Consider the following 10,572-nt stretch of genomic DNA (forward strand, 5'->3'; position numbering starts at 1 on the left):
CACGAGCGTAGGGCAGTGGAGGAATGACAACAAGAAGTCAGCTTTTGACTTCGGTTGTCACTTCCGAAGTGCCCCGTAGTGAGTAGGCGCTTGAGCTAGACAAAGAAAAGCGCAAGCGCCTAGGCTAACGAGCGTAGGGCAGTGGAGGAATGAAAACAAGAAGTCTGATCTTTGACTTCGTTTTTCACTTCCGAAGTGCCCCGTAGCGAGTAGGCGCTTGAGCTAGACAAAGAAAAGCGCAAGCGCATAGGCACACGAGCGCAGGGCAGTGCCTCTTCCTCTAAAAGCATTGCTCCTGGAGTATATCCGTCGAGGCAACTCGAAGATAACTCGTGAAGTAAATGCTCGTTGGACAGCGAATTCGAAGAAGTAGCAGAAGTCAGCTCTTTGACTTCGGTTGACATTTCCGAAGTGCCCCGCAGCGAGTAGGAACAGATGTCGCACTTGTGCCTGTGGTGAAAGCGTCCGCCTGTAGTGTATCCAAGCAATAATTTTGCTTTAAAAACAACAATCTATGTGAAAAGAGTCTTATTTAATTTTTTTTATTTTCTGTCTCATTATAAAGTATACTTATGTTTTGAGACTAAATCCTCCAAACACAAATAAGTTCTTATAAATAATATTATGTAAACTAACTTTAAAAAAGAGGGGGAATGATACATTTCTAGAGATAGTATTTGATGCTAGGGAATTTAAAAAAACTTTACCTTGTGATTTACACTGGTAAAGTTTTTATTGAACTTGTCTTAGTGACGATCCATTTTTTTTACGGCATCTTCTAGTTCGGTATTTGTTAAATGGGTATAAATCATTGTAGTCTGAACGGATGAATGGCCTAATTGACGTCGTAATTTAGGGATATCATTGTTTTCCATCTGATATCGGGTTGCAAACGAATGTCTTAATTTATGTACTGATAGTGCCGGTTTTCCGAATGCTTTCGCGTATTTTTCCACCAGCTTTTCCACTGATCTCGCCGTTAATCTTCTCGTTGTCCCTTTAGGACCCATAGGAGCAGCAACAAAGAGTGCCCGTAATGTCTTATCTAATTCATATCGTTCGGAACGAATCGCTAAATACTCTTTTAAATCAAGCATTGCTTGCTCACTGAAATAGACATATTGTTCTTTGTTTCCTTTACGCATGACCCTTGCGGTATACTTTTGAAAGTCGATATCACTAATATCAAGGCCAACGATCTCTGATAAACGTAACCCGGAACCTAATATTAAGGAAATAATTGCGGTATCCCGTTCTCTGTTTTTTAAATGGAAGTTGTTCATTTTCACATTGTCTTGATGAAGGATACCGTACTCATGGGCCACGAACTCTCTGAAATGTTCGTATTCATCTCCCCGTAGTATTTTTCCTTCCATACGGTTTGCAAGGGTTTCTTGATCTTCTTTAATCTTATTTAATTCCACTTTTGCCATCACATTTCTCTTAAGATATGGTTCTAATTCCGATGTTTCAGCTATGTTCTGTAAGTAATGAAAAAGAGATTTTAAGGATGATAGTTTTCGATTTACAGTTAATGGAGAGTTAGCAAGTTTAAACTCTAAGAAAGAGAGAAAATCCTCAACTTGCTGCCTCGTTAATTTTTCCAACAGCTTAAGGGGGATATCCTGACGTTTTCCATTAAAAAGTTCCTCACTGACAATCCAGTCAAAAAAGATAAGATAGTCATGGCAATAATTCAGAAGTGACGCAGGAGAAAGTTTACGTTTTCGTTTATCAATATATTCACCAACATACCATGGAAGTTCCCGAACCTTTTCTTCAATGCGCTCAAAATAGCGAAGTCTTGATTCTTGGGTCATTTTACCAATCCTCCTTAATAATAGTATAAAACATTACGATTATTTCGTCAAATTATTATTTTACGTAATAATCTTCTCGGTTTGGGAGAAGGAGAAATGATGTCTATCTCATATTTGATAACAAAAACAGATTCCCACTCTTCTCTCTACCCTTTAAAATGATTTAATCTGGCAAAGAAATCTTGAATAAACTCAAAAAATATTTCTTCCGTTGGTAGTAATACGCGATCTGTTGGAATGATAACACCGACAGTTCGTGTAACATTTGGTTCTACTAATGGTATTTTAACCGTTGCCCTTGGCAAACTGTCAACTAATGTGACTTCTGGCATTAAGGTTACCCCTAATCCTGCAGATACGAGCCCTTTTAATGCATCAATATCATCCCCTTCAAAGGCGACATTTGGCATAAAACCAAGCTTTATACAGGCGTTGATAACAATTTCCCTAAAAACAAATCCATCCGGTAATAATACAAATGGATCATCTTTTAAATCAAATAAATTTATTGTTGTTTTGTCCGCTAACGGATGATGGATTGGCAGCAAAGCCACAATGTCTTCGGTAAATAAGATCTTCTTCTTAATTTTCGTTTCGTTCATTGGGACTGGACCTATGAGTGCCATATTATAATCCCCTTTTATGACACCTTCAATTAAATCGCGATACAATGCTTGCTTTAGTTGAAACTTCGCTTCTGGATATCTCGTCCGGAATGCGGAGATGGCTGTTGGGAGTGTATAGGCAGCAAGACTGATAGGAAAAGCGATTCGGATTGTTCCTTTTTCAGGATCCAAGTATTCTTCCACTTCTCGTGTGGCATCATCAATAACATTTAATCCTTGTTTAATTCGTTCTAGGAACATTTTTCCAATAGGGGTTAATTTCACGCGCCTCCCCTCTCTTATAAATAAATCAACTCCTAATTCCTTTTCCAAATTCGATATTTGTCTGCTGACAGCAGATTGTGCCACATGAAGGGCGTCTGCTGCTTCGGTTACATGTTCTCTGTATGCCACTTCCATAAAATATTTTAATTGTCGAATTTCCACAAAAACACGTCCTCTACCTTATCGTTCTCAAATCAGCATTAATTCTATCGATTATTGATATTGATTAGATCATTTCTTTAATTATAAAATACTACATAGTAGAAAATCTATCCATAAAATTAACGAAATTTTTTAAATTTTGGCTCTGTTAAACTAGATTGTTGGTTTTTACTCCCGGAAACTTAATTTTCCCACAGGGATTTTTCACCTTCCGTAAAAAATCAACCGTCTTTTAGAAAATCTCATTTTCACTTAACAGGCCCTAAACTCTATGAATTATTCAGTTATGGGAGGTACGGAAGATGAAAACAATGGAAAAAGTGGTTGATTCCTCGAGAGAAGTGGCACAAGAGTATGTAAATAGAGTTTTTGATACTGTGAAAAAAAGAGATCCCCATGAATTGGAGTTCCATCAAGCAATCAAGGAAGTGTTTGATTCATTAGTTCCTGTTCTTGCGAGAAAACCACAATATATGAATCAAGGAATCCTCGAAAGAATCGTTGAACCTGAAAGGATCATCTCTTTCCGTGTGCCGTGGGTGGATGATCATGGAAAAATAAAGGTGAACCGCGGATATCGTGTACAGTTCAGCAGTGCCATCGGTCCATATAAGGGTGGTTTACGGTTCCATCCCTCCGTTAACTCCAGCATCATTAAATTTTTAGGATTTGAACAAATCTTTAAGAACTCTCTTACTGGCCAGCCGATCGGTGGTGGAAAAGGTGGCTCTGATTTTGACCCTAAAGGGAAATCTGATGGGGAAATCATGCGGTTTACACAAAGCTTTATGACAGAGTTAAGTAAATATATCGGTCCAGATTTAGATGTACCTGCAGGAGACATTGGTGTTGGTGCCACGGAAATCGGATATATGTTCGGTCAATATAAAAAACTTAAAGGTGGTTACGAACCTGGAGTATTAACTGGAAAGAGTCCAGGTTTTGGAGGCAGTCTTGCCCGTAAAGAAGCTACTGGCTATGGTACAGTTTATTTCGTAGAAGAAATGTTAAAGGACAAAGGTCTTTCCTTTAAAGGGAAAAATGTCATTGTTTCTGGGACTGGAAATGTTTCTATTTATGCAATGGAAAAAGCAATGGAACTTGGGGCAACTATCGTTTCATGTAGTGATTCTGGAGGATATGTTTACGATAGTGAAGGAATTAATCTGGATACGGTTAAACGTTTGAAAGAAGTGGAAAAGAAAAGAATTAGTGAGTATGTCAAGGAGCATCCGATGGCAATTTATATTGAAGGTTGTTCCGGCATATGGTCGATACCTTGTGACATTGCCCTTCCTTGTGCTACACAAAATGAAATTGATGGAATGGCAGCAAGAATGTTAGTTTCTAACGGAGTTTTAGCCATAGGAGAAGGGGCAAACATGCCTTCTACGCTCGATGCAATCCATATTTTCCAAAAGAACAATATTCTATTTGCCCCTGCGAAAGCAGCGAATGCCGGTGGTGTGGCAGTCTCTGCCTTGGAGATGGCTCAAAATAGTGCACGGATTTTCTGGTCATTTGATGAAGTAGATGGAAAATTACAAGATATAATGAAGAGTATTTATCAGGAGAGTAAGCGTGCTGCAATGGAATATGATGCACCTGAAAACTTAGTTGTGGGATCCAATATTGCAGGGTTTGTTAAAGTGGCAGATGCAATGATAATGCAAGGTGTTATTTAAGAAGACCCCTTGTCCTAGGCAGCAAGATGTAGTTCAGGGAGTAGCCTGCCAAAAGTGATCCAAGCCCTGCTGCATCTTCCTCTTCTAGTAATCTGAAAGTACCAAAACTTATACAATCGTATCAATAATAAGGAGATGTCCAAATGACCGTGGACTTCTCCCTTTTTTAAACTAAATTACGAATTAATCTGTAGTATTTTTGACCGCCAGTTCCTACGTTTATACCATTCTAGCTTTGAAGATGTTTTCTTACTTCATCAAGTGTAGGTAAGGCAGTCATGGCCCCTTTTGTAGAAGCTGCCAGCGCTCCTGAAACAGAAGCGAACGTTGCCATTTCAACCATTGTCTTTAGGGGAATAGATTGTATATCCCCTTCATATTCATTAAGTGAATATAAGATCCCAGATACAAATGCATCCCCAGCTCCAGTCGTATCAATTGCTGTAACAGGCATTGCCGGAACGTGTTCATAACCTTCCGAAGTAAAGATATAACTCCCTTTTCCACCAAAAGTTATTAGTATTACTGGAATTTCATATTGTTGGAGCTTCTCTACTCCTATATGTAAATCGGTTTCCCCAGTGATAAAGCTAAGTTCTTCTTCCGATATCTTTAATAGATCCACTTCTCCCAGCATCGAGATAATCGTCTCCCTTGCCTGGACTTCCGACTCCCACAGACCTAAGCGGAGGTTTGGATCGTAAGAGATGATCATTCCTTCCTTTTTGGCTAAACTTACTGCGTACTTTGTAGTATCTTTTGATGGGTTACTGATCATAGAAATAGACCCAAAATGTAAGATTTTATGTTCTGCAAAATCCTGTTCGTCCACTTCATCCCTTTGAATAAAACGATCAGCACTTGGATTGATATAAAAGTCAAAACTTCTTTCTCCATCTTCTCCATTAGTTACAAATACAACACCAGTCCGAACGTCTTTAGTTAATCGCATTTGATTCGTTCGAACGCCATATTGCATAAGGGTTTTTTGCAGGAACCTCCCTAATATATCATCCCCGACTTTCCCTAAAAATGTTGATTTAGCACCTAATCTCGCCGCACCAACAGAAACGTTGGCAGGTGCACCTCCAGGACTCTTTTGATATGTCATATTTTCACGGTCTAATGGAATAAAATCTATAAGTGCTTCTCCTAACGATAAAATTCCTTTTTTCATCAACATCGACTCCCCTAGTACCTATTTATTTTATTATCTATTATTATCGGTCAAAAATACAGCAGTAAATGAATACACTTATAAAAACATCCTACTTTAATTGGTTTATTGAAGTTTGACTTCAACATGGTGGGGCATTACTATTACATAAGGATATTGTTTCGTTTGAATGGCTATTAAATGGATTTATTAGAGGTGGTATGGTTTGTTTGCAGTGGTATTTGATTTAGAACTTGTCAAACGGTTCCGTAAAGGGCAATTGAGTGAAATCGTTGAAATTGGGGCTTGCAAAGTGGACTTACAGCAAAAGAAAATAGTGGATGAACTTCAAATCTACATCTTACCCAACAGTGGTTATATATCTAAGAGTACAAGAAAATTTATTAATATGACAAAAGAAGACATGAAAAAAGCTGTTCCTTTTTACAGGGGAATGGAAGAGTTTATCCATTGGCTTGGGGAAGAGTATTATTTGTGTTCATGGGGAAGGGACGACAAAGTACATTTAATGGATCAATGTTTGCGCAACAAAATGGAGGTTGATTGGATCAAAAATTTTAATAATATTCAACCACAAATTAGCAGAATAATCGGTAAAGCAACGGAGGGAGAAACAAACGAACAATTAGGATTAAAAAATGCCTTACAATTAGCTCAAATTGAACCAATAGGTAAGGCACACCGTGGCATTGATGACACATTGAATACAACACAACTATTTTTGAAATATATCGATGATATAACATTAGCTAAAAGTTCAATAACGATACAAGAAATAAAAAGGCATAAATATAAAGCGAGACAACGAAGACTCTTACATAAGAAAAAAACAACTACGGAAAAGAAGTAAGAACCCTTCTTTGCAGTTTCCCCTATTCGAGAAGTTTTCGTCCTGTTGTTCCTTCGTGTTCTAGTTGATAATGGGATATTTCTTCTTCCCCCTGTTTCCAGGAAAGGAACACCTCTTCCCCATTCATTTTAGACGGGAAGTAAACAAGGCCAGGATCAATTCCTTTTAAATGTGCACCAGTTGCCCTAATATTTAAAACGTGAAGATGCGCTACGATTTCAATAAAATCAAGTTCACATTCCAGGGTGAAAGCACTATCCCGCTTTACTTTATCCGGTTGATTTCTATCTTTTACTTTGTTTAACTGGGAGAATTTATATTGGCTCAGCTTTTGTAATTTTTGCAGCTCCGCTAATTCTTTCTTTATGGTTGGAATTAAACCATTCGCTTCCTTAACACTGAAATAGATTTCCGCCATTATTAATCCCCCTCGTTTCTTAATATATTAAAATCCTTCTAGTACGTTTTAACTGTAAGTTACTAGAAGGATTTCCTTTTTATTTTTTTAATAATTCATATACATGCTGAACATCTTTATCTCCCCGACCTGAAATGTTGATGATAATGATACTATCTTTTGACAGTTCAGGGGCAAGTTTTTTCGCGTATGCAACAGCATGGGCACTTTCTAATGCAGGAATAATTCCTTCCCTTTTAGATAATAGTTTAAATGCATCGAGAACTTCTTCCTTAGTCACAGTATAATATTCCGCTCGTCCGGTTGTTTTTAAGAAACTATGTTCAGGTCCGATTCCAGGATAATCTAATCCGGCAGCGATGGAATAAGTTGGTTGTGGATTCCCCTCCTCATCCTGTAATACGAGACATTTGAATCCATGTATGACAGCGGGTGTTCCGTGAGTTAACGTTGCTGCTTGATCCGGTTCTACACCGATGAGACGGACAGAAGGTTCATCAATGTAATGTGAAAAGGCTCCAATGGCATTACTGCCCCCACCAGTTACTGCAATAACAGCATCCGGAAGGCGCCCTTCCTTCTCAAGAATTTGCCGTTTAGATTCTTCACTTATTACGGATTGGAAGTGTTTTACCATTGACGGGTAAGGATGTGGACCTACTGCAGAACCGAGTAAGTAAAATGTCTCCTTATAGTTCTGAACTAGATCTCCCAACGCTTCATCCACTGCATCCTTTAGTCTACCTTGTCCTTTATCAACAGCAACTACTTTTGCTCCTAATAATTCCATCCGGAACACGTTTAAGGCTTGCCTTTCTGTGTCCAGTTTTCCCATGTAAATTGTACAGTCGATCCCAAACATGGAACAAGCAGTAGCAGTAGCAACCCCGTGTTGCCCGGCACCAGTTTCTGCAATAATTCTCTTTGCTCCCATTCGTTTTGCTAAAAGGATCTGTCCAATGACATTATTAATTTTATGTGCACCTGTGTGATTTAGATCTTCACGTTTAAGATAAACTTTTGCCCCACCAAAATCTTCTGTTAATTGTTTTGCAAAAGTTAAAGGATTTTCCCTTCCAACAAACTCCTTTAAATAATACTTAAATTCTTCATTGAAATCAGGATCAATCTTGTATTTTTCAAATTCAGCGGCTAAAACATCCATTACTTCTTGAAGCTCTGGGGGAACGAAACTTCCTCCAAATTCTCCAAAATAACCTTGTTTTTCTTTTGTTAATTTACTCATCATCTTTCACTCTCCTCAGCTAAGCTCATCTTTTCTACTTGGCAACAATCGTTGCCATTAAGTAGCTCCCTTCTTCACTTGCTTTAGTGAAGCAAAGGTGATACTTAAATGGTATTTTAACTATAAATCAATAATATTGTCAACCAATTAAACTGAAAAAAATTAATTTTTCTGATAAATTAGGCTTTTTTCCACACTAATAAAGCTGACTCAGATTAATAATTCTAAAGTCAGCTTCATTAACATAATTTTAAATTATTTTTCTAGATGGAACTTGGATGATCGCCTTTCACAAATTCCAAGTCAGCTGCTGCCGCATTCATTTCTATTTGTTCAGGACTTTTACAGCCTGGAATGACAGTCGTCACTGCTGGGTGCTGGAGACACCATGCTAAAGCCCATTGTGCCATATTTATCCCTTCAGGAACTTCTTCTTTCTGAATTTTTTCTACTAGTGTCAGTTTTTTATCTATATCTTCTCGTGTCAAACCCTTTCGTACATTGTCTTGAAAGGTGACACCTGGATGATATTTTCCGCTTAAAAATCCACTTGCTAATGGAACTCTTGCCAATACCCCTAAATCCTGTTTGATACATGATGGAAATACTTCTTTTTCAGGTATTTGGTCCAATCGGTTATAGACTACTTGGATAGCCTTAGCATTCACTTCCTCCGCTTTATCTGTTTGAAAGATATTATCATTCGCCCCGATAGAGATTCCAAGATTCCGAATTTTTCCTGCCTGGATGGCCTTATCAAGCATTGTCCATAGATCATCGTTTAGAAAAACTTCATCAGATCCACTGTGAAACTGATATAAATCGATATAATCCGTTTTTAATGCTTGAAGAGATTCCTCTAATTGTATCTTAACTGCTTCAGCACTCCACGCATGTTCCCAGTGGTCATGCCATTTATGCCCGAACTTGGAAGCCACTACCCAGTCCTCCCGATTGTCCCGTGATAAAAAGTTTCCTATAAACGACTCTGACATATGGTGAGGACCATAACATTCTGCAGTGTCTATCAAATTAATTCCCAAGTCTTTAGCACGGTTTAAAATACCATCTACCTCTGTTTGAGTAAAATCTTTACCCCAATCTCCTCCAAATTGCCAAGTACCTACACCGATGACAGAAACATTTAGATCTGTCTTTCCTAATCTCCGATATTTCATCATATCCCCTCTTTCTTAGAAGTGTTATTGATTTCTCTTAAATTTTTTACAAAAACAGTATTGCTGTCATTTCCCTTTTTCTCAGTAAAACCGATTGTTTTAAGGTAGTTTATATGCTCTTTATTTGTCGTATAGCTAATGAACTTCGAATAACCCTTATGTAAAAAATAGTCTATACAATCCTCATAAATATATTTTCCTGTTTTAAAATCTCGGTACTCTGGAGTAACAAAATCAAGATCCACTTTCAGTGTATGTTTATCCTGTTTGGAAGCAAGATAAACTCCTGCAGGAACCATATTTCTTAAAATGAAAAAACGAATATCACTCTCTTTACTATCAAGATCCGGGGTAAACCCAAAAGCGGTAATCTCCTTCTTGTAAAACTTTAAAAACTGACTTAAGTATTCGGAGTTGTCTTCTAGTGGGAGCAATTTAAAGTACTCTTTTGATTGGTAAATTCTAATTAAGTAATAAATGTTTATCAGTGCAATTCCCATATTCATCAATCCCACAGGTAAAGCCCCAATGAGAAACCCATATAGTGAAAAAACACTGGATCCTATTAAGTTTATCCATCTTAGTTTAATTATGGAGCTCATTAATAGTGAAATAAGCACAATAAGGGAAGCTAAATAACCTAACCACTCTAACCAATGTATTGTCAATGTAATCCCCCGCTCGTTAAATAATCTGACAGTTACTGCCCAATCGTATTATTTCATGTTGTGTGGATACTAGTAAAGTAATTTCCCTCCACAATGCAATTCCCTAGAACAATTCCTTTCCTATTGTTCCTTATAAATCAATAGTTATTACATTGACTAGATTTTTGTGAAATAATGGTTAACTATATTGTTAGAGTAAAATGTTTGTGGGTGGAAAAAAAGTAAGTTAAGGAAGAATATGTAACCTTGGTGACGAGTGGGGAAGTGGTTTTATTCCCCACTCGTCACCAAGGACACCAAGCGAAAGCGCGGTAGGTGTGAGCACATCACATGAAAAAAGGATCCTCTTTTTGTATAGTAAGTAACGACCAAGAAACCAACTGTACAAAGAGAAAGGACCCTTACTATGAAAGATACCATACCTAACATCACAATGAAAGAGATAGAAAGAATTACCTTCCGTGCTTTACAGGAAAGC

Annotated in this window: 9 protein-coding genes; 2 read left to right on the forward strand and 7 right to left on the reverse strand. The window is 37.7% G+C overall.

Going from position 1 to position 10,572, the window contains the following annotated elements; translation table 11 throughout:
• Positions 1-746: 746 nt before the first annotated feature.
• The gene (xerS, locus tag KS419_RS24290) at positions 747-1,820 is read right to left on the reverse strand and encodes a tyrosine recombinase XerS (RefSeq protein WP_217069689.1); all 1,074 of its coding nucleotides are present in this window, start codon (positions 1,818-1,820) and stop codon (positions 747-749) included.
• Between the two features lie 146 nt (positions 1,821-1,966).
• Positions 1,967-2,872, reverse strand: coding sequence for a glutamate biosynthesis transcriptional regulator GltC (gene gltC / locus KS419_RS24295; RefSeq protein ID WP_217069690.1), 906 nt, complete (start codon positions 2,870-2,872; stop codon positions 1,967-1,969).
• Between the two features lie 302 nt (positions 2,873-3,174).
• Here gltC and gdhA point away from each other — a divergent pair, with 302 nt between their 5' ends.
• Positions 3,175-4,557 (forward strand): NADP-specific glutamate dehydrogenase, encoded by a 1,383-nt coding sequence (gdhA, locus tag KS419_RS24300; RefSeq protein ID WP_217069691.1) that lies wholly within the window; start codon positions 3,175-3,177, stop codon positions 4,555-4,557.
• Positions 4,558-4,786: 229 nt separating this feature from the next.
• Here the strand turns inward: gdhA and KS419_RS24305 are convergent, their stop codons facing one another.
• Positions 4,787-5,734 (reverse strand): aminoimidazole riboside kinase, encoded by a 948-nt coding sequence (locus KS419_RS24305; protein WP_217069692.1) that lies wholly within the window; start codon positions 5,732-5,734, stop codon positions 4,787-4,789.
• A gap of 214 nt (positions 5,735-5,948) precedes the next feature.
• Here KS419_RS24305 and KS419_RS24310 point away from each other — a divergent pair, with 214 nt between their 5' ends.
• Positions 5,949-6,584: a 3'-5' exonuclease gene (locus KS419_RS24310; protein WP_343215123.1), complete on the forward strand. Its 636-nt coding sequence runs from the start codon at positions 5,949-5,951 to the stop codon at positions 6,582-6,584.
• A gap of 22 nt (positions 6,585-6,606) precedes the next feature.
• Here KS419_RS24310 and KS419_RS24315 read toward each other — a convergent pair whose 3' ends face one another.
• The 4 genes from KS419_RS24315 to KS419_RS24330 all read right to left on the reverse strand — a co-directional run bounded on the left by KS419_RS24315 (position 6,607) and on the right by KS419_RS24330 (position 10,094).
• The gene (locus KS419_RS24315) at positions 6,607-7,002 is read right to left on the reverse strand and encodes a DUF2203 domain-containing protein (protein ID WP_217069694.1); all 396 of its coding nucleotides are present in this window, start codon (positions 7,000-7,002) and stop codon (positions 6,607-6,609) included.
• Positions 7,003-7,081: 79 nt separating this feature from the next.
• On the reverse strand, positions 7,082-8,248 hold the full coding sequence (trpB, locus tag KS419_RS24320) for a tryptophan synthase subunit beta (RefSeq protein WP_217069701.1): 1,167 nt from the start codon (positions 8,246-8,248) through the stop codon (positions 7,082-7,084).
• A gap of 263 nt (positions 8,249-8,511) precedes the next feature.
• Positions 8,512-9,426, reverse strand: coding sequence for an aldo/keto reductase (locus tag KS419_RS24325; RefSeq protein WP_217069695.1), 915 nt, complete (start codon positions 9,424-9,426; stop codon positions 8,512-8,514).
• Positions 9,426-10,094, reverse strand: a complete 669-nt coding sequence (locus KS419_RS24330; protein ID WP_246594766.1) for a YgjV family protein — start codon at positions 10,092-10,094, stop codon at positions 9,426-9,428. The genes KS419_RS24325 and KS419_RS24330 overlap by 1 nt, the downstream gene beginning before the upstream one ends.
• Positions 10,095-10,572 lie beyond the last annotated feature (478 nt).

This window comes from Evansella tamaricis, from assembly GCF_019042215.1.
Lineage (GTDB): Bacteria > Bacillota > Bacilli > Bacillales > Salisediminibacteriaceae > Evansella > Evansella tamaricis.